Origin of the sequence: Xanthobacter luteus (assembly GCF_040049235.1) — a bacterium.
GTDB lineage: Bacteria > Pseudomonadota > Alphaproteobacteria > Rhizobiales > Xanthobacteraceae > Xanthobacter.
The window spans coordinates 813,957-835,885 of sequence record NZ_JBDZDO010000001.1 but is presented as its reverse complement, the minus strand read 5'-3'; the positions used below and the strand labels follow the sequence as shown (position 1 = coordinate 835,885).

The following is a 21,929-nucleotide window of genomic DNA, read 5'->3' as shown; positions in this document are numbered from 1 at the left end:
CTTCGGGATCGGGCGCGGGACCAGCCGCGGCGGCGCGGACTTCGGAAGGGGGCGCCGGCTCAGGCCGCGGCGCGCTTTGCGTCCGCGTCATGCCACACGCACCCCTCGGGATTCGCCGCGCCGGCCGCGAGGCTGGAATTGTAGCGATAGAGGGTGGAGCAATAGGGGCATACGATCTCGGTGTCGTCGCCGAGATCGCAATAGATGTGCGGGTGGTCGAACGGCGGCTTGGCGCCGATGCACATGAATTCCTTGCTGCCCACCTCGATCACCGTCACGCCGAGGTCGTTGCAGAAGTGAGGAATGTCCGCGTGCGCCATGGTTCCGCCCGAGCCTCATCAAAAAAACGCCGCGACCTTACCCCCTCATGCGCCGCCATGAAAGGCCCGTGCGCCGCGTCACATCGGCGTGGGCCCGGACCAGCCGCGCCGCGGTTCCCGGCTCTTGCCCGCCGCCGTGCGCGCGGGCACTATGAAACGGCACCGCAACGACGAGGGGAGGGGCGATCCATGAATGATTGCATGTCCGCCTTCGGCATCCCCCGACCGGGCGCCGACGGCTAGCTGAGCCGCCCCGCGGTCCCTGCCGGCGCGCCTTGCGCCCGCTCCGGGGTCCTCAGTCCGCAGACCTTTCCAGGACCGCACGTCCGCCCGCGGCGCCTCCGCCGCGCAATCTCCCGTCTTCCGAAGGCCGGCCCGCGCGCCGCGCGCGGCCGGAAACACGCCATGTCGCTCTACCGGACCCACAAGCGCGGGGTGCCCGCCCGCGCCGTCTTCGCCTTCCTCTGGGGCCACTGGCGCCGCCGCCCGATGCTGGTCGGCGCCACCGGCCTGTTCGTGCTCGTCTCCACCCTCGCCGAGGTGTTCGTGCCGGTCTATGCCGGCCGCCTCGTCGGGGCGATGGCCACGGGCGGCGACCGGGCGGCGGCCCATGCCGCCGCCATGGACGCGTTCCTCGCCATGCTGGCGCTCGGCGCGGTGATGGTGGCGGCGCGCCATCTGTCGTTCGTCACGCTGGTGCGCCTCACCTTGCGCATGATGGCCGACATCGCCGCGGAGGCGTTCGCGCGGGTGCAGCGATTCTCGGCCGACTGGCACGCGGCCACCTTCGCCGGCTCCACCGTGCGCAAGATCTCGCGCGGCATGTGGTCGCTCGATCTGCTCGACGACACGCTGCTGGTGGCGCTCCTGCCCTCGGTGGTGGCGCTGGTGGGCTCGGCGCTGCTGCTCGGCTGGCACTGGCCGGTGATGGGCCTCGCGGTGGTGCTGGGCGGGGCCGGATTCGTCGCGCTCACCCTCGTGCTGTCGCTGAGCTACGTGGCGCCGGCGGCGCGGCTCTCCAACGCCTGGGACACCCGTGTCGGCGGCGTGCTCGCGGACGCGGTGAGCTGCAACGCCGTGGTGAAGGGCTTCGGCGCCGAGGCGCGCGAGGACGACCGCCTGCGGCGCGTGCTCGGCAAGTGGAACGCCCGCACCCAGCGCACCTGGATGGCCGGCACCTGGGCCGGCACGGCGCAGCTGGTGGCGCTGCTCGGCCTGCGCGCCGTCATCATCGGCATGGCGCTGTGGCTGTGGTGGGACGGCCGGGCGGACGCGGGCGACGTGGCCTACGTGCTCACCACCTATTTCGTGGTGCACTCCTATCTGCGCGACATCGGCATGCATGTGCACAATCTGCAGCGCTCGGTGAACGAGCTCGAGGAACTGGTGGAGATCCACCGGCAGAGCCCGGCCGTCGCCGACCGGCCGGGGGCGGCCGAGGCGCAGGTCGGCGCGGGGCGCATCGCCTTCGAGGCCGTGACCTTCCACTATGGCGGCCACCGCGCCCCGCTCTACCGCGACCTCTCGCTGGTCATCGAGGCCGGGGAGCGGGTGGGCCTCGTGGGCCATTCCGGCTCCGGCAAGTCCACCTTCGTGAAGCTGATCCAGCGGCTCCACGACGTGACCGGCGGGCGCGTCACGGTGGACGGCCAGGACGTGCGCGACGTCACCCAGGGCTCGCTCCGGCGGTCGATCGCGGTGGTGCAGCAGGAGCCGATCCTGTTCCACCGCTCGCTGGCCGAGAACATCGCCTATGCCCGGCCCGGCGCCAGCTTCGCGGAGATCCGCAAGGCGGCGGAGCTCGCCAATGCGGCGGGCTTCATCGCGGCGCTGCCGCGCGGCTACGGCACGCTGGTGGGCGAGCGGGGCGTCAAGCTCTCCGGCGGCGAGCGCCAGCGGGTGGCCATCGCCCGGGCCTTCCTCGCCGATGCGCCGATCCTGATCCTGGACGAGGCCACCTCCAGCCTCGATTCGGAATCCGAGGCGCTGATCCAGGAGGCCATGGAGCGGCTGATGGTGGGCCGGACCACCTTGGTCATCGCCCACCGGCTCTCCACGGTGCGCGCCCTCGACCGCCTGCTGGTGTTCGACCAGGGGCGGATCGTCGAGGAGGGCGACCATGCGGCGCTGGTGGCGCGCGACGGCGGCCTCTATCGCCGCCTGTTCGAGCGCCAGGCGCTGGAGCTCATGCGCGGCCTTGCCGCCTGAGCCCGCCGCCCGCCGGGTGATCCCGGCGGGCGGGCCGCCTCACACCACGAGCCGCCGGTAGAGATGCCAGGTGGCGTGGCCGAGGATCGGCAGCACCACCGCGAGGCCGACGAAGAAGGGCAGGGCGCCGAGCGCCAGCAGGGCGGCGACGATGAGGCCCCACAGCGCCATCACCGCGGGATTGGCGGCCACCGCCGAGAACGAGGTGCGCACGGCGGTCGCGGTGCTGACGTCGCGGTCCACCAGCAGCGGCAGCGACACCACCGACAGGCTCATGGCGAACACCGCGAACACAAGCCCCACGCCGTTGCCGAAGACAATCAGCGCCCAGCCCGCGCGGGTGCCGAACACCTCCTGCGCGAAGCTGGCGAGCGAGGCGGGCACGTAGCCGCCCAGCGTCAATTCGTAGATCACCAGCGCCGCCAGAAGCCACAGAAGGAAGGTGGCGACCAGCGCGCAGCCGATGACGGCGATGGACAGGATCGTCGGCGCATGGGCGAGGGCGAAGACGTGGTCCCAGCCGGCCGGCAGGCCCGCCTCCCGGCGCCGGCTCAGCTCGTAGAGGCCGACCGCGGTCAAAGGGCCGAGCAAGGCGAAGCCCGCCACCAGCGGGAACAGCAGCGGCAGAACGTCGTAGCCGAAGGAGAGGCGGGCGAGGAACAGCCCGACGATGGGATAGATCAGCGCCAGGAAGATCAACTGGCTGGGGTGGCGCAGGAAATCCGCGACCCCGGCCTTGAGGCAGTGGACCAGATCGGCGGGCGAGATGCGGCGCACCCTGAGCGCGGCGCCGCCGAAGGCGGTTTCCGGCCGGTCATAAGCGGGCCGGATGACGGAAGGGACCATGGCGTTCCTCCAACATAGGCACGCGGCCGCTTGTGCCCGCCGGCGGAAACCTTAAGTATCGCTCCGGCCCCGGCGCGCGGCTTCTGGTGCAGTGCGCAGTCTAGCTCAGGGCGAATTTCGCGTCGCCGGGGGCGAATACACGATCTCGGCACAGCGAAGCCGGGCTCGGCATCGGACTGACGAGACAGATGGCACGCATCTTCGCGCTGTTCACGGTTCTGGCGGCCCTGCTGGGATCCGCGCCCTGGCTGGTGCCGGTGGCGAAGCAGAGCCTGCGCCTCATGGAGGCGCGGGACGATCCCGCCGCGCTCGCCGACCTCGGCCTTGCCGACCTCGACGCCGCGCGGGTCGACCGGGAGGTTTCGGCCGCGCTCGCGAGCGACGACGTCGCCCTCGCCAATTCCTTCCTCGCCCTCGCCGACGCGCGCGGCATCGCCGTCGACCCGGCGCTGCGCGCCCGCGTCACCGCCGCCAACGGCGCGCTCGCGAGCACCCTGCGCGGCGCCAAGGAGTTCGGCATGGGCTTCATCACCGGCGCGCCGAGCGACCTTGCCGGCCTCGCCGGGGCCGCCACCGGCGACCTCATGGTGTGGGGCGACATCCGCGACGCCAGCCGCGAGGGCTGGAAGCTGGCGCAGGGCGAGGACGCGGACGAACTGATCCTCGGCCTCTCGGCGGTCGGCATCGCCGTGACCGCCGGCACCTATGTCACGGTGGGCGCGAGCCTGCCGGTGCGCGCCGGCATCACTCTGGTGAAGGTCGCCAAGCGCACCGGCAAGCTCTCCGCCGCTTTGGGGCGCGCCTTCATGCGCGCGGTGCGCCAGAGCGTCGACTTCGTCGCTTTGCGCCGGCTCCTGAACGCGCCCGGCGCGGTGGACGGGGCGGCGGTGAAGGGCGTGGTGCGCACCACGCATCTGAAGTCCCTGACCCGCATGCTCGACGACGTCGCCGTGGTGCAGTCCAAGGCCGGCACCCGGGCGGCGCTGGAGGGCCTTCGGGTGGCCGACAATGCCGGCGACCTCAGGCGCGTGGCGCGCCTCGCCGACGCCAAGGGCCCGCAGACCCTCGCCATCCTCAAGACCCTGGGGCGCGGCGCCATCCTCATCACCGGCGCGCTGCTGAAGCTGGTGTGGTGGGTGTTCGTGGCGGTGGTGTACGTCTATCTGCTGGTCTCCTCCTTCAACGCCTTCTGCGTCTCCTGCGCCCGCGCCACCTGGGGCGGCCGGCGCGGGCGGCGCCGGCGCCGCGCGGAGGCCGCGCCCGCCCGCCGCCGCTGGTGGCGCCGCCGAGAGGCCCCGGTCTGCGTCGCCCTTCCCGAGGAGCCGCGCCTCGAGCTGCGTCGCCCTGCGCCGGACCCGTTGGACGCGCGCGGCCGCGCCGAAGCCGAGCGATTCGCTGCGGCCGTGCGCGAGGCCGCCGCCCTCGCGCGGGCGCCGGCGGAGCGGATCAAAGCGAGCGACGATTTCCGGTCGGATGCCTCGCGGGAGGAAGGGGTGCTGGCGAAAGGTTTGCGGCAGGCGGCGGGGCCGGACGAGGCGGTGCGGCGCGACCGGGTGCAACTCGGCCACGCCCCGTCCGGCGCGGCGCGGGTCCAGATCGGCAAGCGCATCCTCTTTCCCCGTCCCAGCGGGCGTTTGCCCGATCAATTCTGATTCAATTTCCGCGGCCTGCGCTCTAAGTTCGGCGCCCCACCCCCCGGCCAGCCTGCGCCGCGCGCGCCGCCCGAGAAGGTCCGCCATGCCCCACTTCACCTCCGACGGAATCGACATCGCCTATCTGGAGGAAGGCGCCGGCGATCCGGTGCTGCTGATCCACGGCTTCGGCTCCACCAAGGAGATCAACTGGGTCGGCCCGTCCTGGATGCGCACCCTCACGGATGCCGGCTACCGCGCCATCGCCTTCGACCATCGCGGCCACGGCGCTTCCGGCAAGGTCTACGATCCCGCGCTCTACGACACCCGCCTGATGGCCGAAGACGCCAAGCGCCTGCTCGACCATCTCGGCATCGCCCGCGCCGACGTGATCGGCTATTCCATGGGCGCGCGGGTGGGCGCGCAGATGGCGCTGCATTTCCCGCAGGAGGTGCGCTCCTTGGTGATGGGCGGGCTCGGCTACCATCTGGTGGAGGGCGTGGGCCTGCCGCGATCCATCGCCGACGCCATGGAGGCGCCCAGCCTCGACGATGTCAAAGACCCCATGGGCCGCATGTTCCGGTCCTTCGCCGACGCCAACAGGCAGGATCTCAAGGCGCTCGCCGCCTGCATCCGCGGCTCGCGCCAGGTGCTGGCGCCGGAAGAGGTGGCGCGCATCTACCAGCCGGTGATGGTGGCGGTGGGCACGCGCGACGCGGTGGCGGGCGATGCCCACAAGCTCGCGGCGCTGATGCCGGACGCGGTCGCCCTCGACATCCCCAACCGCGACCACAACCCGGCGGTGGGCGACAAGGTGTTCAAGCAAGGCGTGCTCGACTTCCTCGCGCGCCGGCCGTGAGCGGGCCGGCGCGAGGGGCAAGACGCGCGGCGCGGGGGGCGCGGGTTCGTGCGGTTCCCCGCGCCGGAGGGCGGACAGCCCGTCGGCCCGCGACCGAGACCGCCCCTGCGGGGAACCTGCGCACGGCGCCGCGCTTGTGCTAGAAAGAGGGCAAGTGCTTTCATCCGAGGAGGCAGAGATGCCGCAAACCACCATGCCCGTGCTGCCCGCCGGGCCCGCCGCGGAGCCCGCCGGGCCGCGCCTGACGCGCACCGGCACCGAGCGCTGGCACGAGGTCGTCGACCCGGTCTGGGCGCGCCTGCGCAACGAGGCGGAGGACGCCATGGGGCGCGAGCCGCTGATGGCGAGCTTCCTCAAGGGCGCCATCCTCGGCCAGCCGAGCCTCGAGGCGGTGATCGGCGAGCGCATCGGCGCGCGGCTCGACCATCCCGACATTCCCGGCTCCGCCATCCGCGCCGCCTATTTCGAGGCCACCAACGACGACAAGACCATCGCCCAGGCGCTGCGCGCCGACATCATGGCGGTGGTGGACCGCGACCCGGCGGCCACCCGCACCCTGGAGCCGGTGCTCTATTTCAAGGGCTTCCACGCGATCCAGACCCACCGCCTCGCCCATTGGCTGTGGACCCACGGCCAGCCCAATTTCGCGCTCTATCTGCAGAGCCGGGCCTCCTCGGTCTATGCGGTGGACATCCACCCGGCGGTGCCCATGGGGCGCGGCATCTTCTTCGACCACGCCACCGGCGTGGTGATCGGCGCCACCAGCGTGATCGAGGACGACGTGTCGCTGCTGCAGGGCGTGACGCTGGGCGGCACCGGCAAGGAGACCGGCGACCGGCATCCCAAGATCCGCCGCGGCGTGCTGATCGGCGCCGGCGCCAAGGTGCTCGGCAACATCGAGGTGGGCCGCTGCGCCCGCGTGGCGGCGGGCTCGGTGGTGCTGAAGTCGGTGCCGCGCAACACCACGGTCGCCGGCATCCCGGCCAAGGTGGTGGGCGAGGCGGGCTGCGCCGAGCCGGCGCGCTCCATGGACCAGATGTTCGAGGACAACATCTTCGCCGGAGCGGATATCTGAGCGGTGTGACGCTCCAGCCCTTGAACCGGGCGGCGCCGCCCGCCACAAGTCGGACCGGTGTCGCCAGGCGGCGCATGTGGGCCGAGGCAGGCGGGCCGAGGCATTCCAGGAGGAAGCGATTTGGACAAGACGGAACTCGAGCGCGTGCAGCGTTACCTGCGGACCCTGTTCGGCAATCCGCAGATCAAGGTGACCGCGCGCCCGAAGAAGAAGGACAGCGCCGAGGTCTATCTCGGCGAGGAGTTCATCGGCGTGCTCTTCAGGGACGACGAGGACGGCGACCTCTCCTACAACTTCCAGATGGCCATCCTCGACGCCGACCTGGAGTGAGGTCGGCGGCCGCGGGTGAGCATCGAGGCCCGTCTTCTCCGGCAAGGGTGCGTCGAGGCCGAGCGCCCGGTCCGAGTGTGCGCGGCCGGCGTGTGCCGCCCCCTTGATGCTCTTTTCCCGCTGCTTCCGCGCACCCTAAGATCCTAGCCAAGGCGCAGCGGTTCGGCGCGTCTCTGGCGCTGCGCGTGCGCCGGCCTGAAATTTTGGCTGGCGCGGCAGCTTCGTCATGGACCGGCCATCGCTGCAGTGCAATATGTAGCTGGGAACCTTTTCGAGGAGGCTTCGTCTTGCGACGTATCAAAACGGTCCTGAAGCGCGCCGTTGGCAATGCCTTTCCTGCAACCTTCTATGGCCGTTGCGCTGCCCATGCTGCGCTCCAGCGGCAGTTCAGGGAGGTCTTCTCGATCCCGAGGACCGAGGAGCGCGAGGGCGTCTGGGACAAGCTCATTGCCGACGTCAAGCCTTCGACACCGGTGCTGTACCTGGAGTTCGGCGTCTGGCAGGGGTATTCGATCAAGTATTTCGCCCAGCATTTCACCAATCCGGAGAGCCGCTTCGTCGGCTGCGATTCGTTCTATGGCCTGCCGGTCGAATGGGGCGATTCCCCCGCGGGGCGGTTCAGCACCGAGGGCAACATTCCGCAGACCGACGACGCAAGAATCCAATTCGTGAAGGGATGGTTCCAGAACACATTCCCTCAGGTCATCGATATCGTCAAAGCGCATGGGGCTGGAAAGACGATCATTGTTCATTTTGACGCCGATATCTATTCTGCGACCCTGTTCTTGTTGAATGAATTGCACAAATTGTTCGATTCCTATGAGTTTGTCTTCGACGAGTTCACGGGCGAAGAAAGCCTCGCGCTGCTGAACTACATGGAGGCATATGGTTCCGACGTGGCATTCCATGCGGCCTGCTTCCGTTACGATCTGCCGGTTCAGGTCAGTGGCCGTCTGACGACCAACCGGGGCCAGTACGAACCCGGGTTCGTGCGGACCAAACAGGCCTAGGCCGGATCGTTCGGGGCCCGGTGGTTGGGCGCTGCGCGGGAGGCATCGACCATGGTTTTCCCGTGCGGCCGGTCGGGCCTTGCGCCGGCGCGGAACGGGCCGGGCGGCGGCGAGACAGGGGCAGGCTTTGCTGCTGTCCCTGTTCCAGACTCGGTCTTTCGGCGCGATGGTAGCTTTTGCTCGGAGGCGCGCGTGTCGGGCCGCCGTCGGGGAGCGCAGGGATGACGGGGATTCGGCGGCGCGAGTTCATCGCTCTTGCGGGCGCCGCCCTGCTCGCGCGCCCGGCGTCGGCCCGCCCCGCGGCCTATCCGGCCCCCGCCCGCGAGCTGATGGCGACGGTGCCGGGCGGCCGCCTCTATGTCCGCACCAATGGCGCCGGCAGCAGCGCGGAGCGGCTTCCCATCGTGCTGATCCACGGCGGCCCCGGCGGCACCCATGGTTCCCTCCTCGACGCGCTCGCACTGGCCGACGAGCGCATGGTGATCCTCTACGACCAGCTCGACGGCGGCCGCTCGGACCGGCCGAACGATCCCGCCAACTGGACGCTGGCGCGCTTCGTGGGCGAGCTGGAGCCGATCCGCGCGGCGCTTGGCGTCGCCCGGTGGCATGTGCTCGGCCACAGCTGGGGCGGCGCCATCGCCCTCGAATACGGCGCGCGGCGCCCTGCCGCCTTGGCCGGCCTCGTGCTCGCCAGTCCGCTGATCTCCACCAAGGCCTGGCTTTCGGACGCGAACGCCCTGCGCGGTCGGCTTCCGGCCGAAGTCCAGGCCGATCTGGTCCGCTGCGAGAGCGCCGCCCCGCCACCTGAGGCGCGCTGCGACGCCGCCTCCGGTGCCTTCTATCAGTCGTTCAACCGCCGCGAGCCCCTCTCGCAGGCCCGGCGGACCTACACCCACCCCGAGGACCGCGGCGTCAATCTCGACCTCTACAGGCACATGTGGGGCGCCAGCGAGTTCGTCTCCACCGGCACGCTCAGGGACTATGACGGCGCGCCCCTGCTGGCGGGGCTGGACGGGCCGCGCACGCTCCTCCTGGTGGGCCAGCACGACGAGGCGCGGCCCATCACGGCGATGGCCTTCGCCGAGCAGTCGCCCGGTGCCGAGCTGGGCGTGATCCCCGGCGCCGCCCATGACATCTTCAACGACCGGCCGGACGAGACGACCGCGCTCCTGCGCGCCTGGCTGCGGCGGCAGGACGAAAGGCGTTGACGCGCCGGGGCGCCTGCCAGGCGACACGCCCGTGACACGGTCCGGCGGCTATGGACAATGGGCGGCCGAGGCCGTTCGGCCAGGAGGAGAGCGCCATGACGGAGCCGGGCAAGGGGCAGGACGGCGCGGGCCGCACGGACGAACGCGACCACCCTCATGCGGGCCACAGCCACGATGCGGGCCATGACCCCGAAGGGCATGACCATGCGGGCCAGGACCATGCCGGCCATGCCCATTCTGGCCATTCCCATTCCGGCGATGGCCATGCGGGCCATGCCCATGCGATGCCCACCTCGCTGCGGGCCTTCGCCGTCGGCGCGTCGCTGAACTTCGGGTTCGTCATCGTCGAGGCGGCGTTCGGGTTCTTCGCCGGCTCGCTCGCTCTGGTGGCGGACGCCGGCCATAATCTCTCCGACGTGCTCGGCCTGCTGCTCGCCTGGGGCGCCGCCTGGCTCGCCCGCCGTGCGCCGACCGAGCGGCGCACCTACGGCTACGGGCGCTCGTCCATCCTCGCCGCGCTCGCCAATGCGATGCTGCTGCTGCTGGGCACCGGCGGCATCATGTGGGAGGCGGTGACGCGCCTCGGCGATCCGGAGCCGGTGAAGACCGGCATCGTCATGGCGGTGGCGCTGGTGGGCATCGGCGTGAACGTCGGCACGGCGCTGCTCTTCATGGCGGACCGCAAGCGCGACCTCAACGTGCGCGGCGCCTTCGTGCACATGGTGGCGGACGCCGCCGTCTCCCTTGGCGTGGTGGTCGCCGCGGCGGTGATGGCGCTCACCGGCTGGCTCTGGCTCGATCCCGTCGTGTCGCTCATGATCGCGCTCGCCATCGTCGCCGGCACCTGGGGGCTTCTGCGCGACAGCGTGAACCTCGCCATGGACATGGTGCCGGCCCATATCGACCGGGCGGAGGTGGAGGCCTATCTCGCGGCGCTCGCGGGCGTCAGCGCGGTGCACGATTTGCACATCTGGGCGCTGTCCACCACCGAGGTGGCGCTCACCGCCCATCTGGTGCGTCCGGGCGCGGGGCTCGACGACGCCTTCCTGGCCGAGGCGGCGGCCGGGCTGAAGGCGCGCTTCGGCATCGGCCATCCGGCGATCCAGGTGGAAGCCGGCACCGTGGCCTGCGCCCTCGCCCCCGCCGACGTGGTGTGAGGCGCCGCCTCAGGCGGCCTTGACCGGCGCGAGGCCTTCCAGCGCCTCCCTGGCGATCGGCGAGAGGCCTTCGCCGCCATGGGCCAGGTGTTCGGCGATCTTGGCGCGCATGCGCGGGTCCCAGAACTTGGCGATGTGGGTGCGCGTCTGCTCCACCGCCGCCTCGTGCTTCAGCTGCCCGAACGCGGTGGCGATCTGGTTGGCCATGTAGACCAGCTTGTCCTCGATGCTATGCGACATGGGTGGTCTGCCCCTTGGAAGGCGCGAGCGCGACGCGCTCGGGATGGGTGAAGATCTCGAAGCCGTCGGCGCGCACCACCGCGAGCAGGGTGATGCCCGCCGCCTCGGCGGTGCGGATGGCGAGCGAGGTGGGCGCGGAGACCGCCGCGATCACCCCCGTCCCCAGCACGCACGCTTTCTGCACCATCTCGATGGAGACGCGGCTCGTGAGCAGCAGCAGGCCCTTGGAGGTGTCGAGCCGGAGCGCGGCGGCCTTGCCCACCAGCTTGTCGAGCGCATTGTGGCGGCCCACGTCCTCGGCGAGCGCGAGCAGGCCGGCGTCGGGCTCGAAATAGGCGGCGCCGTGCACCGCCCGCGTCTCGTGGTTGAGCGCCTGGGCCGGGCCGAGCGCCGCCATGGCCTCGAGCACCGTGGCGGCGGAAAAGCGCGTCGCCGCAGTGACCTGGGCGGCCGGCTTCACCGCCTCGGCGAGGCTCTCCACGCCGCACAGGCCGCAGCCGGTGGGGCCGGCGAGCGCGCGGCGGCGGGCCGACAGGCGGGCGACCTTCTCGGGCGCGATCCACATCCGCGCCTCGATGCCCGCCTCGACCACGATCACCTCCAGGCTCTCGATCTCGGCCGGGGTGGCGACGATGCCCTCGGTGAGCGAGAAGCCGAGCGCGAAGTCGGCGATGTCGGTGGGGCTCGCCATCATCACCGCATGGGTGGTGCCGTTATAGGTGAGGGCGACCGGGGTTTCCTCCGGCACCGCGCGCGTGCCCGCGCTGAGCGCGCCGTCGCGCACCTGCGCGCGCGCCACCCGCCGCGCCGGCGGGGGCGGGTCCTGCGCGACATCCTGCGGCGCGGCGCAGGCAAGGGGCCGTTCGGTTTCGTCGGTCATCGCGAGCGCATCATGAACTCGAAAGCATCACATGGGTGCCGCACGGCGGCAACGGAAGGGGAGGGCGCCATCCCGTCCGCAGGGTCGAACCCTCCCCCCGGGGGGAGGGCAGGGTGGGGCAGCCCTCTCGGCAGAACCCCGCAGGGCCCGCGTCGCGGCGACGCCCCCACCCCGACCCTGCCCGCAAGGCAGGGAGACCCGCGGGAGGCGAGGGCGCGCACGCCGCGCTGCCACCTCTCCCGTCACCTCGCGCATTCTCTCAACCCTACTCCGCCGCCTCGGAAATGCGCCGGCTCTTGCGCGAGAGGTCCTCATACTCCTCCTGCCACGGGGTCGGCCCGTTGGAGGGCGCCACCTGCACCGCCGTCACCTTGTATTCGGGGCAGTTGGTGGCCCAGTCGGAAAAGTCGGTGGTGACCACGTTGGCCTGGGTCACCGGGTGGTGGAAGGTGGTGTAGACCACCCCTGGCGCCACCCGGTCGGAAATCACCGCGCGCAGCGAGGTGGAGCCGGCGCGGCTCTCCAGCTTCACGAAGTCGCCGTCGCGGATGCCCCGGTTCTCGGCGTCATGGGCGTGGATCTCCAGCACGTCTTCCTGATGCCAGACGCTGTTGGCGGTGCGCCGGGTCTGGGCGCCCACATTGTACTGGGAGAGGATGCGCCCGGTGGTGAGCAGCAGCGGGAAGCGCGGCCCGGTGCGCTCGTCGGTCGGCACGAATTCGGTGAGGATGAACTTGCCCTTGCCGCGCACGAAGCCGCCGATATGCATGATGGGCGTGCCTTCCGGCGCCTTGTCGTTGCACGGCCACTGCACCGAGCCCAATTCATCGAGCCTGGCGTAGCTCACGCCCTTGAAGGTCGGCGTGAGCGCGGCGATCTCATCCATGATCTGCGCGGGATGGGCGTAGTCCATCTCATAGCCCAGCGCCTTGGCGAGCATGAGGGTGACTTCCCAGTCGGCATAGCCGTTCTTCGGCGCCATCACCTTGCGCACGCGCTGGATGCGGCGCTCGGCATTGGTGAAGGTGCCGTCCTTCTCCAGGAATGAGCAGCCGGGCAGGAAGACGTGGGCGTAATTGGCGGTCTCGTTCAGGAACAGGTCCTGGACCACCAGGCATTCGAGCGCGCCGAGGCCGGCGGAGACGTGCTTGGTGTCGGGGTCGGACTGCAGGATGTCCTCGCCCTGCACGTACATGCCCTTGAAGGTGCCGTCGACGGCGGCGTCGAACATGTTGGGGATGCGCAGGCCCGGCTCGTCGTCGAGATGCACGCCCCACAGCGCCTCGAAGGAGGCGCGGGTGGCATCATCGGAGATATGGCGGTAGCCCGGAAGCTCGTGCGGGAACGAGCCCATGTCGCACGAGCCCTGCACGTTGTTCTGGCCGCGCAGCGGGTTCACGCCCACGCCGTTGCGGCCCACATTGCCGGTGGCCATGGCGAGGTTGGCGATCGCCATCACCGTGGTGGAGCCCTGCGAGTGCTCGGTGACGCCGAGGCCGTAATAGATCGCGCCGTTGCCGCCGGTGGCGTAGAGCCGCGCCGCGCCGCGCACGTCGGCGGCCGGCACGCCGGTGTATTTCTCCACCGCCTCGGGGGAATGGCGCTCGTCGGCGACGAAGGCGGCCCAGTCCTGGAACTCGGCCCAGTCGCAGCGCTCGCGCACGAAGGCCTCGTTCACCAGCCCTTCGGTGACCACCACATGGGCCAAAGCGGTGACGATGGCGACGTTGGTGCCGGGCTTCAGCGGCAGGTGATAGGCCGCCTCCACATGGGGCGAGCGCACGATGTCGGTGCGGCGCGGGTCGACCACGATCAGCTTTGCCCCGGCGCGCAGACGCTTTTTGAGGCGCGAGGCGAACACCGGATGGCCGTCGGTCGGGTTGGCGCCGATGATGAGCACCACGTCGGAGGCCTCGACGCTGTCGAAGTCCTGCGTGCCGGCGGAGGTGCCGTAGGTCTGGGAGAGGCCGTAGCCGGTGGGCGAGTGGCAGACCCGGGCGCAGGTGTCCACGTTGTTGTTGCCGAACGCGCCGCGGATCAGCTTCTGGACCAGAAAGGTCTCCTCGTTGGTGCAGCGCGAGGAGGTGATGCCGCCCACCGCGCGGCGCCCATACTTTGCCTGGATGCGCTTGAACTCGGAGGCGGCGTACTGGATCGCCTCCTCATAGCTCACTTCCCGCCACGGCTCGTGGATGGAGGCGCGGATCATGGGCTTGAGGATGCGGTCCTTGTGGGTGGCGTAGCCATAGGCGAAGCGGCCCTTCACGCAGGAATGGCCGCGGTTCGCCTTGCCGTCCTTGAAGGGCACCATGCGCACCAGCTCGTCGCCGCGCATCTCGGCCTTGAAGGAGCAGCCAACGCCGCAATAGGCGCAGGTGGTCACCACCGAATGCTCGGGGGTGCCGATCTCGTACATCGCCTTCTCGTTCAGCGTCGCGGTCGGGCAGGCCTGCACGCAGGCGCCGCAGGACACGCACTCGGAGGAGAGGAAGCTCTCGCTCATGCCGGGCGAGACGCGCGAGCCGAAGCCGCGGCCGGAGATGGTGAGCGCGAACGTGCCCTGCACCTCCTCGCAGGCGCGCACGCACCTGTTGCAGACGATGCACTTCGACTGCTCGTAGGTGAAGTACGGGTTGCTCTCGTCCTTGCCGAGGGCGGTGTGGTTCTCGCCCTCGTAGCCGTAGCGCACCTCGCGCAGGCCGACCACGCCCGCCATGTCCTGCAACTCGCAGTCGCCATTGGCGGAGCAGGTCAGGCAGTCCAGCGGGTGGTCGGAGATGTAGAGCTCCATGACGCCGCGCCGGATCTGCTTCAGGCGCTCGGTCTGGGTCTTCACCACGATGCCGTCCTGAACCGGCGTGGTGCAGGAGGCGGGCGTGCCATTGCGCCCCTCGATCTCGATCAGGCACAGCCGGCAGGAGCCGAACGCTTCGATCATGTCGGTGGCGCACAGCTTGGGGATCTGGTTCCCGATCTCCATGGCGGCGCGCATGATGGATGTGCCCTCGGGCACCGACACCTTCATGCCGTCGATGGTGAGGGTGACCAGCTTCTCGGACTTGGAAGCCGGCGTGCCGTAGTCGATTTCATGGACGAGGGACATCAGGCGTTCCTCTCAGGAAAGGTGAAGGCGCGCGGTGCGCCAGGAATGGGAAAGCGACCAGCGGCCGGGCGCGACCTGCCCCCTCTCCTCCCGCGGGAGAGGGATGGGGTGAGGGGGCGTGGCCGCCGGCGAGACCATCGCCGGCGATGCGCCAGCGGGGGCGAACCCCTCACCCGCCTCGCTTCGCTCGGCTCCCGCTCCCGCAAGGGGAGAGGGGAACACCCGCGAACGGCGCATGAGAAGCTGGCCCATCCCCCTCACTCCGCCGCCACGGGCAGCTTCGGCGCCACGCCGAAGTCTTCCGGGAAATGGGTGAGGGCGCTCAGCACCGGATAGGGCGTGAAGCCGCCGAGCGCGCACAGCGAGCCGAGCTTCATGGTCTGGCACAGGTCGCGCAGCACCACGAGGTTGGCGTCGCGCCGCTCGCCGGCGATCACCTTGTCGAGGGTCTCCACCCCGCGGGTGGAGCCGATGCGGCACGGGGTGCATTTGCCGCAGCTCTCGTGGGCGCAGAATTCCATGGCGAACTTCGCCATGTGCGCCATGTCCACCGTGTCGTCGAACACGACGATGCCGCCATGGCCGATCAGCGCGTCCTTGGCCGCGAACGCCTCGTAGTCGAACGGCGTGTCGAACTGGGACACCGGCAGATAGGCGCCGAGCGGCCCGCCCGCCTGCACCGCCTTGACCGGCCGGCCGGAGGCCGTGCCGCCGCCGATGTCGTAGACGAGCTCGCCGAGCGGGACGCCGAACGCGGTCTCGAACAGGCCACCATATTTGATGTTGCCGGCGAGCTGGATCGGCATGGTGCCGCGCGAGCGGCCCATGCCGAAGTCCTTGTAGAACGTGCCGCCCTTTTCCAGGATCACCGGCACGGTGGCGAGCGAGATCAGATTGTTGATGACGGTGGGCTTGCCGAACAGGCCCTTGTGGGCCGGCAGCGGCGGCTTGGCGCGCACCACGCCGCGCTTGCCCTCCAGGCTGTCGAGCAGCGCCGTCTCCTCGCCGCACACATAGGCGCCGGCGCCGAGCCGCATCTCCATGTCGAAGTCGATGCCGGAGCCGGCGATGTTCTTGCCGAGCAGGCCGGCCTGGCGGGCGATGGCGATCGCCTTCTCCATCACCGCGTAGGAGAGCGGATATTCCGACCGGCAATAGACGAAGCCCTTGGTGGCCCCCACCGCGAGGCCGGCGATGGTCATGCCCTCGATCAGGCAGAACGGGTCCGCCTCCATGATCAGGCGGTCGGCGAAGGTGCCGCTGTCGCCCTCGTCGGCGTTGCAGACGATGTAGCGCTGGTCCGCCGGGGCGGCGGCGACGGTGCGCCACTTGATGCCGGTGGGAAAGCCCGCGCCGCCGCGGCCCCTGAGGCCGCTCTCGAACACTTCCTCCACGGTCGCCGCCGGGCCGAGCGCCACGGCGCGCTCGAAGCCCTTGTAGCCGCCATGGGCCTTGTAGTCGGCGAGCGAGAGCGGATCGATGATGCCGCAGCGGGCGAAGGTGAGGCGGGTCTGCCTCTTGAGGTAGGGGATCTCCTCCACCAGCCCGACGCACAGCGGGTGCGGCGCGCCGTTCAGAAAGCCGGCCTCCAGCAGGCCTTCCACGTCGGAGGGCTTGACTGGCCCGTAGCCGACGCGGCCGGCCGGGGTCTCGATCTCGATCAGCGGCTCCAGCCAGAACAGGCCGCGCGAGCCGTTGCGCACGATCTCGTAGGGGACGCCGCGGGCGGCCAGCGCCTCTTTCAGCGTGCGGAACACCCGGTCGGCGCCGCAGGCGACGGCGGTGGCGTCGTTGGGAACGAAGATGCGGGGGAGCGTCACCGGGCCATCTCCTTGACGCCGTCGCGGGCGATGTCGCGGGTGATGTCTTGGGCAATGTCTTGGGCGATCTCGTCGATGGCGGCTTCGTCGAGCCGGCCGAGCAGCTGGCCGTCCACCAGCGCCGAGGGCGCGCAGGCGCACAGGCCGAGGCAGTAGATGGGCTCCAGCGTCACCCGCCCGTCGGCGGAGGTCTCGCCCATGGCGACGCCGAGCTTGTCCTCGGCATAAGCGGCGAGGGCGGCCCCGCCCATGGACTGGCACGCCTCGGCGGCGCACAGCTTCACCACATGGCGGCCGGCCGGCTCGCGGCGGAAGTCGTGATAGAAGGTGACGACGCCCCAGACCTCGGCGCGCGAGAGGTTGAGGCTCTCGGCGATCATCGGCACGGCGGGCTCGGGGACGAAGCCGAAGGTCTCCTGGAGCGCGTGCAGGATCGGCATGGCGGCACCGTCCAGATGGCGGTGCTGCTGAATGACCTGTGCCGCGCGCTCGGTGCTCCACGGTTCATGGACCGCCATCGCTTCCACCCTTTTGAAACCGGGGGGGCCGCGCCGAACGGGCTCCCCTCTTGTGATCGTTTCAAAAGAGTCTCTCACAGCGGGCGCCCCGATCAAGCCAGCTGTGGGATGTTGCGATAGAACATCTCTATCGTTGCGGTTTGCCCGGAGGAGGTAAGTTTACGCGTATCCTGGGCTTGAGGTGCGACAATTTGGGTAGTTTAGGGTCATTCTGGGTATTTCAATCGCGATTATCTATGCCCGCGGGCCTGGCGCCTCCGCGATCCGCGGGTCCTCAATGCTGCAGCGCGGCAAGCGCCGGGTCGGCAATCGCCGCGGCTTCGAGCTTGGGGGCGATGCGGCGCGCTTCCGCCACCAAGGCGGCGGTAATGGGGGTGGTCGGCTCGCGGTGCGGCACCACGAGGCCGATGGAGTGGGAAATTTCCGGCTCGACGATCGGGATCGAGCGCACCAGCGTGGTCAGTCCGAGCGAATCCGCCAGCATGGCCGGCATCACGCTGGCCCAGTAGCCGGTGCGCACATGGGTGAAGAGCACGATCATGGAGTTCGACTCCAGGGTCGGCTTCGGCGGGCCGCCGGCGGCGGCGAGCAGGCTGTCGACGATGCGCCGGTTCTGCATGTCGGGGGTGAGCAGCGCCAGCGGCAGCTCGGCCACCTCCGCCCAGCTCACCTGCGCGCGGTCGCCGAAGCGGGCGCTGGGCGAGGTCACGAGGCGATAGCGTTCCCGGTAGAGCGGCACCGTGTTCACCTTCCCGAGCGGCTCGTTGTCCAGATAGGTGAGGCCGGCGTCGATCTCGAGATTTTCCAGGTGGTTCAATATCTCGATGGAGGTGCGCGAGATCACCGTGAAGCGCACGTCCGGATGGCGCTCGCGGAACGGCGTGGTCAGGGCCGCCACCATGGGCAGCGCGGTGGGGATGGCGGCGATGCGCAGCGGGCCGGACAGGCCGCGCTTCAGGGCGTCGATGTCCTGCCGCATGGCGCGATGGTCGGCGACGATGCGGCGCGCCCATTCGAGGGTGCGCTCGCCCTCCGGCGTGAAGCCGAGGAAGCGTGAGCCCCGCTGCACCAGCAGCACGCCGAGAGTCTCCTCCAGCTGCTTTACCCCGGCGGACAAGGTGGGCTGGGTGACGCCGCAGGCCTCGGCGGCGCGGCCGAAGTGGCGTTCGCGGGCGAGGGCGATCAGATATTCGAGCTTGTCGATCATCGCCGCATATCAGGGCCTTCGCATCCTGGGCGCAACTGGCCATCGTCGCCCCGCCGCGCCACGGCGTTAACCATCCTTCTATCGTGACGACGAGAAGGCGCGCGCGCCGCGCCCCGCCGCCCTCCGCTTTCCTGAACGTCATGCCCTTTTTCCGCAACGAGAATTTCGGATCGGCACGGGCCGGACGGCGCCCGCTGTCTTGGATCGTTACAATTTCGCGCTTGCCCAGGCTCGGGCGTGCTCGCCAAATCGCCGCCACCGAGCCGCGCAATCGCAGTGTTCGCAACAGGCCGACACGGCCGGCGGGGCATGCACGGGTTTTGGCGAAGATGGCACGGTGAAATCGATCACATGGCACGCGCCGGAATCTTGATGACAGCGAATCCGGCGACAGCGACATCTGGCGACGGGGTCTCATCATGATGCGATATGGAATTGGAGCAGCGTTCGGCGCCGCCGTCATTGCCGTCGGGTGCGGCTGGAGTGGGGCGGCGTCCGCCGCCCCCGTCTCTTCCGGCATCGCCGCCGCGGCGGCGCAGGCCGCCCCGTCCGCCGCCGCGCCGGTGCGGTGGGTCTGCGGGCCCTATCGCTGCTATTGGCAGCCCGGAGCCACGGTGGTGGTGCCGGGATACGCCGCAGCCTGGGGCGCGCCGCGCTATCCGTGGTGCTACTGGAGCAAGGTGCGCGGCCCCTATGGCGGCGTGCAGTGGGTCCAGGTCTGCAAGCGCTGAGCCTTGGCGGCATCGGAACGCCGCGATTTCTGACGGGCGGCCGGCCCAGCGGCCGCCCGTTCCTTCGTCTGCTCGCGCAACCGTGAACGCGACCATTGGAACCAGGGAGCCCCGTTTACTTTTTATTAACATCTCCATTCGGAGCGGTGGCCGAATCTGGAGGATCTGAGTCGCAAAGGTTCGTGCCATGCCCAGCCTGGCCCATGGATCGGTCTTGATCTCCCTCGTCGCGTGCCTGTTCGCCGCCCTGCTCGTGGCGACGCCCGCCATCGCCCTGCTCACCGCCCCCGACAGCGCGCCGCCGCGATTGCCCGGCATCACCAGCCACGTTTCGGCGCTGGCCTGAGCCCCAACGCGCTTCTGCGTGCCGCAGCGATGCGCCGCATAGGTAGATGTTTGGAGGCGCGACGTCCTGACATTGTGGTTTAATCATGTCGCGCTAAAGCTGCGTGCGTGGGGGTCGAAGTTTCGAACGGCATCTTCAGGGGGAGCCGGGCGGATGAGCTATTTGAAGGCTGTTGCGATTGCCGTCGCGACCGTGTCGCTCGGGAGCGTGTCGCTGTGGACCTCGGGAGCCGCGGCGCAGGAGAGCGCGGTCGAGTTCAACCGGCAGGAGTGGCTGCGCCGCTCCGGCGCCGTCGCGCCCACCCTCGCCGCGCCCACCCCCACCAAGCCGAAGCCGCCGCCGGCGGCACGGCAGGTGGTGGTGCGTCAGCCGCCGCCCCAGGCCGCGCCGCCGCGCGATTTCTTCTCCGCGCTGTTCGGTCCGCGCTACGAGCCCGAGCCCGAGGTCGAGCGCCAGCGCATCATCATCACGCCGGGCCGGCGGCCGGAGGGCCCGGAGAGCGGGGAGGGCTACGGCAAGGCCTCCGGCGGGGTGGGCAGCTACGCCTTCTGCGTGCGCACCTGCGATGGCCGGTATTTCCCGCTCCAGGGGCGCCCCGCGCCGGGCAGCGAGGGCGCCGCGCTCGCCCAATGCAACAGCTTCTGTCCGGCGGCGCAGATGGACGTCTATTTTACCCACAGCTCCGACAAGGCCATCGACAGCGCCGTCAATACCCAGGGCAAGCCTTACACCTCGCTCGCCACCGCCTTCGTGTTTCGCGAGCGCCTGGTGCCGGACTGCACCTGCACCGCCGACGGCAGGGTGGGCGGCATGCAGCGCATCGACGTCAGGCAGGATCCGACGCTGAAGCGGGGCGACATCGTGATGACCGCATCGGGCGCGAAGGTGTTCGCCGCCAGCGGCAAGGCGAAGCCGCCGTTCCGCGACCGCGACTTCGTCGCCCCCGAGCGGTTTCCGGAACTGCCGCCGGCCATGCGCAAGCGGATCGCCGAACTCTCCGCGCGGTGAGGCGCGGGTCGGCGCGCGCCGCGATCGCCCTGCGGCGCGAGGCTTCGGCGCCGATGGGTGATCGTCGGCGTGGACGCTTCAGGCGCCCTTGCGCTTGCGCGCACGGGGCGGGGGGGCGGCCGCCTGCCGCCCGTCGCTCGCCTCGGCCTGGCCATCGGCCTCGGCGCCGTCCGCGCCGTCGGGCGCAAGCAGCGCGCGGATGCGCTCGGCGAGGCTCGACCCGCCGGCCTCTGCCTGACCCACGAGAGCGGGCACCGGCGAGGCGGCGCCTTCCAGGCGCGCGGTAAGCGCCACCATGCGGGCGGCGAGATCGGCGAGCGCGTCCTTCACCGGCGCCAGATCCACCGGCTCGGCCGGTTCCGCGCCGGCGGCCAGCTCGACCGGCGCCGCGGCCGCGCCTTCGGCCATAGCGGGGCCGGACCGCGCCCGGTCCAGCGCGTCCGCCATCAAAGAATGGTCGGCGCGCAGCCGGTCGAGGTCGGAGGCGATGCGGCGGGTCTCCGCCTCCGCCTGCGCGAACTCGCTGGCGCGGCGCTGCTCGAAGGCATGCACCACCGAGCGGGTGGCGTCGAGGTCGGTGCGTGCCGCCGAAAGCTCGCCGGTGGCGCGCTCCAGCTCGCCGGAAAGGCGCGCGATCTCCTCGGCCCGGGCGGTTGCCAGCGCCTCGGCATCGGCGAGCGCGGCGCTAGTGCGCTCGAGGTCGCCCGTGAGGCGCGTCACGCTCGCCTGCTCCGCCTCCAGGATGCTGGCGGTGGTTTCCAGGCGATGGGTGGTGGCGGTGAGATTGGTGGTGAGCAGCGCCACCTCGGATTCGAGGTCAGATGCGCGCGCGCGCTCCTCGGCGAGGCGCGCCTCGCGGGCGGACAGGGTCTGGGCGAGGTCGGCGACCCGCTCATTCAGCTGCGCCTCGGCCGCCGCGTGGGCGGCGATGGACTTTCGGGCGGCGTCCAGATCCTGCGTGAGGGCGGCGGCCCGCGCCGTCAGGTCGCCCACCTGGTCCTCGAGCTCGCCGATGAGCACCGCCCGCTCGGCGCCGAGGGCGGTGGCGCTCTCGCCGGCCCGGCCCAGCTCGGCGGTGGCCTGCTCCAGCTCGAAAATGCGCTGGCGCTGGGTCTCGATGGTGTCGGCATCGGCGACGATGGCCGCGCGCAGCTCGTCCACCTGCAGTTCCAGCCGGCGCTGGCTCAAGGCGAAGAAGGCGCGTTGCTGGTCCTTGTCGGCCTGGATCTCGAACAGCGAGACCGGAACCGCCGCCTCGACCCGGCGGGTGGTGAGCCGCACGGCGCGATGCCAGACCGCCGGCAGCACGAGCAGGGCCACGAGCGTCGCGAGGAGGACACCCAGAAGGAAGTACAGGATCTGCTCGATCACCCGCGCACGCGCCCTTATCGCTCCACGAGGATCCCTTCATGCCACGCCGCGCGTGCGCCCG

20 protein-coding genes are annotated in these 21,929 nt (G+C 70.5%); 11 read left to right on the top strand and 9 right to left on the bottom strand.

From position 1 onward, the window contains the following. Positions 1–59: 59 nt before the first annotated feature. On the bottom strand, positions 60–320 hold the full coding sequence (locus tag ABLE88_RS04025; RefSeq protein ID WP_348830171.1) for a zinc-finger domain-containing protein: 261 nt from the start codon (positions 318–320) through the stop codon (positions 60–62). Between the two features lie 405 nt (positions 321–725). On the opposite strand from ABLE88_RS04025, the gene ABLE88_RS04020 reads away from it, so the two are divergent. Beyond that, entirely contained in the window at positions 726–2,528 is a 1,803-nt protein-coding gene (locus ABLE88_RS04020; protein WP_348830170.1) for an ABC transporter ATP-binding protein, read from the top strand. A gap of 39 nt (positions 2,529–2,567) precedes the next feature. Here the strand turns inward: ABLE88_RS04020 and ABLE88_RS04015 are convergent, their stop codons facing one another. Further along, complete coding sequence (locus tag ABLE88_RS04015; protein WP_348830169.1) at positions 2,568–3,374, bottom strand: DUF2189 domain-containing protein; 807 nt, start codon at positions 3,372–3,374, stop codon at positions 2,568–2,570. A 188-nt stretch (positions 3,375–3,562) separates the two neighbouring features. Here ABLE88_RS04015 and ABLE88_RS04010 point away from each other — a divergent pair, with 188 nt between their 5' ends. From ABLE88_RS04010 to ABLE88_RS03980, 7 genes are all read left to right on the top strand, one after another. Beyond that, complete coding sequence (locus tag ABLE88_RS04010) at positions 3,563–5,026, top strand: hypothetical protein (RefSeq protein ID WP_348830168.1); 1,464 nt, start codon at positions 3,563–3,565, stop codon at positions 5,024–5,026. An 85-nt stretch (positions 5,027–5,111) separates the two neighbouring features. Further along, the gene (locus ABLE88_RS04005; protein WP_348830167.1) at positions 5,112–5,864 is read left to right on the top strand and encodes an alpha/beta fold hydrolase; all 753 of its coding nucleotides are present in this window, start codon (positions 5,112–5,114) and stop codon (positions 5,862–5,864) included. A gap of 202 nt (positions 5,865–6,066) precedes the next feature. Then, positions 6,067–6,939 carry a serine O-acetyltransferase gene (gene cysE, locus ABLE88_RS04000; RefSeq protein WP_510182870.1) on the top strand — a complete coding sequence of 291 codons (873 nt, stop codon included), beginning with the start codon at positions 6,067–6,069 and terminating at the stop codon, positions 6,937–6,939. A 120-nt stretch (positions 6,940–7,059) separates the two neighbouring features. Further along, the gene (locus ABLE88_RS03995; protein WP_348830165.1) at positions 7,060–7,269 is read left to right on the top strand and encodes a DUF3126 family protein; all 210 of its coding nucleotides are present in this window, start codon (positions 7,060–7,062) and stop codon (positions 7,267–7,269) included. 287 nt (positions 7,270–7,556) lie between these two features. Next, positions 7,557–8,279 (top strand): class I SAM-dependent methyltransferase, encoded by a 723-nt coding sequence (locus ABLE88_RS03990; RefSeq protein ID WP_348830164.1) that lies wholly within the window; start codon positions 7,557–7,559, stop codon positions 8,277–8,279. A gap of 221 nt (positions 8,280–8,500) precedes the next feature. Continuing rightward, a complete protein-coding gene (locus ABLE88_RS03985; protein ID WP_348830163.1) occupies positions 8,501–9,487 on the top strand; it encodes a proline iminopeptidase-family hydrolase in 987 nt (328 codons plus the stop codon). Positions 9,488–9,582: 95 nt separating this feature from the next. Continuing rightward, complete coding sequence (locus ABLE88_RS03980; protein WP_348830162.1) at positions 9,583–10,644, top strand: cation diffusion facilitator family transporter; 1,062 nt, start codon at positions 9,583–9,585, stop codon at positions 10,642–10,644. Between the two features lie 9 nt (positions 10,645–10,653). Here ABLE88_RS03980 and ABLE88_RS03975 read toward each other — a convergent pair whose 3' ends face one another. From ABLE88_RS03975 to ABLE88_RS03950, 6 genes are all read right to left on the bottom strand, one after another. Continuing rightward, on the bottom strand, positions 10,654–10,884 hold the full coding sequence (locus ABLE88_RS03975; RefSeq protein WP_348830161.1) for a formate dehydrogenase subunit delta: 231 nt from the start codon (positions 10,882–10,884) through the stop codon (positions 10,654–10,656). Beyond that, positions 10,874–11,764, bottom strand: coding sequence for a formate dehydrogenase accessory sulfurtransferase FdhD (fdhD, locus tag ABLE88_RS03970; RefSeq protein ID WP_348830160.1), 891 nt, complete (start codon positions 11,762–11,764; stop codon positions 10,874–10,876). Before fdhD ends, ABLE88_RS03975 begins: the two co-directional genes overlap by 11 nt. A 265-nt stretch (positions 11,765–12,029) precedes the next feature. After that, positions 12,030–14,867: a formate dehydrogenase subunit alpha gene (gene fdhF, locus ABLE88_RS03965; protein ID WP_348830159.1), complete on the bottom strand. Its 2,838-nt coding sequence runs from the start codon at positions 14,865–14,867 to the stop codon at positions 12,030–12,032. A 257-nt stretch (positions 14,868–15,124) separates the two neighbouring features. Next, the gene (locus ABLE88_RS03960; RefSeq protein WP_348830158.1) at positions 15,125–16,687 is read right to left on the bottom strand and encodes a formate dehydrogenase beta subunit; all 1,563 of its coding nucleotides are present in this window, start codon (positions 16,685–16,687) and stop codon (positions 15,125–15,127) included. Then, a complete protein-coding gene (locus ABLE88_RS03955; protein ID WP_348830157.1) occupies positions 16,684–17,205 on the bottom strand; it encodes a formate dehydrogenase subunit gamma in 522 nt (173 codons plus the stop codon). The genes ABLE88_RS03960 and ABLE88_RS03955 overlap by 4 nt, the downstream gene beginning before the upstream one ends. A 274-nt stretch (positions 17,206–17,479) precedes the next feature. Next, a complete protein-coding gene (locus tag ABLE88_RS03950; protein WP_348830156.1) occupies positions 17,480–18,412 on the bottom strand; it encodes a LysR family transcriptional regulator in 933 nt (310 codons plus the stop codon). Positions 18,413–18,831: 419 nt separating this feature from the next. Between ABLE88_RS03950 and ABLE88_RS03945 the strand changes: the two genes are divergently transcribed. From ABLE88_RS03945 to ABLE88_RS03935, 3 genes are all read left to right on the top strand, one after another. Then, entirely contained in the window at positions 18,832–19,143 is a 312-nt protein-coding gene (locus tag ABLE88_RS03945) for a hypothetical protein (RefSeq protein ID WP_348830155.1), read from the top strand. Between the two features lie 214 nt (positions 19,144–19,357). Next, positions 19,358–19,489 (top strand): hypothetical protein, encoded by a 132-nt coding sequence (locus tag ABLE88_RS03940; protein WP_348830154.1) that lies wholly within the window; start codon positions 19,358–19,360, stop codon positions 19,487–19,489. Between the two features lie 153 nt (positions 19,490–19,642). Continuing rightward, positions 19,643–20,497, top strand: a complete 855-nt coding sequence (locus ABLE88_RS03935; protein ID WP_348830153.1) for a DUF2865 domain-containing protein — start codon at positions 19,643–19,645, stop codon at positions 20,495–20,497. 78 nt (positions 20,498–20,575) lie between these two features. Here ABLE88_RS03935 and ABLE88_RS03930 read toward each other — a convergent pair whose 3' ends face one another. Beyond that, complete coding sequence (locus tag ABLE88_RS03930) at positions 20,576–21,868, bottom strand: coiled-coil domain-containing protein (protein ID WP_348830152.1); 1,293 nt, start codon at positions 21,866–21,868, stop codon at positions 20,576–20,578. Between the last annotated feature and the right edge of the window lie 61 nt (positions 21,869–21,929).